Origin of the sequence: Salinimicrobium profundisediminis, assembly GCF_026241755.1 — a bacterium.
GTDB classification, from domain to species: domain Bacteria; phylum Bacteroidota; class Bacteroidia; order Flavobacteriales; family Flavobacteriaceae; genus Salinimicrobium; species Salinimicrobium profundisediminis.
In genome coordinates this window covers 86,293-87,379 of record NZ_JAPJDA010000020.1, presented here as the reverse complement: position 1 = coordinate 87,379, position 1,087 = coordinate 86,293, and the positions used below count along the sequence as shown (strand labels likewise).

Annotated in this window: 2 protein-coding genes; one reads left to right on the top strand and one right to left on the bottom strand. The window is 39.6% G+C overall.

Features of this window, described 5'->3' with window-relative positions; all coding sequences use genetic code 11:
- Positions 1-438 precede the first annotated feature (438 nt).
- On the top strand, positions 439-900 hold the full coding sequence (tnpA, locus tag OQ279_RS12920; protein WP_266070362.1) for an IS200/IS605 family transposase: 462 nt from the start codon (positions 439-441) through the stop codon (positions 898-900).
- A gap of 5 nt (positions 901-905) precedes the next feature.
- Here the strand turns inward: tnpA and OQ279_RS12915 are convergent.
- Positions 906-1,087, bottom strand: a 182-nt coding sequence (locus OQ279_RS12915; protein WP_266070361.1) for a hypothetical protein, incomplete at its 5' end; no start/stop codon positions are given.

Here is a 1,087-nt window from a genome sequence, read left to right as displayed (position 1 = left end):
TTTCTGCTCATAGCCTAAAAATAAGCAGCTATAACTTTTTATACAAAAAAGAGGCTGCCTTTTCAGACAGCCTCTTTGTCATGATTGGCCGTACGACCCCTTCGGGGTCGCATGATCGTTTCCTGTTATAAATATATAATCCCTTCGGGATGAAACTGTTAATGACCCCGAAGGGGTCAGATGTTTATAGCACGTCAGATGTTTATAGCACGTCAGATGTTTATAGCACGTCAGATGTTTATAGCATTTGCAATGTAGGAATAGATACGACCCCGAAGGGGTCGCACAACCACGCATCAAAAAGATCCGTATTCATAAGATTTTTAGTCAATGATTTTTAGAATTACAATTTACGTAGTAAATTAGATAACAATGGGTTACGTTGGTCTATCATTTCTAATCCCCCTCTAAAATTAAAATCATATTTAAAAATTAAATATGCCTGGAACCTTCTCACAGATCTATATTCAAATCGTATTTGCGGTAAAAGGCCGACAAAGCCTGATTTCGGAGCAGTGGGAAGAAGAGCTTTACAAATACATCACCGGCATAGTTACCAACAAGAATCAGAAGTTGCTTGCCATAAACGGAATGCCCGACCACCTTCACATCTTTATAGGCATGAAACCCTCCTGTTGCCTGTCTGATTTGGTCAGGGAGATCAAGAAGGCATCTAATGAATTTATAAACAAGAATAGATTCACCAGATCAAAATTTGAATGGCAGGAAGGCTTCGGAGCCTTTTCGTATTCCTATTCTTCAGTAGATAATGTGGTGAGGTATATTCATAATCAGAAAGAGCACCACCGAAAACGAACTTTTAAGCATGAATACAAAGATTTCCTGGACAAATATCAGGTCGAACACAAAGATGAATATCTTTTCGATTGGATCGAGTAGGTCCGCTACCCAGGCAAGAACAAAGACACTAATTCCACGAGTACCAGTATAGTGTTAACCAAAAGGCCATATACGACCCTTTCAAAGTCGAAAGTCTGCCTACGGGTGAGGTTATAAACATGTAAGATAGTCGATATAATGACCCCAACGCAACGGGGCCAGATGTTGGCAAAAATTATGGGATAAA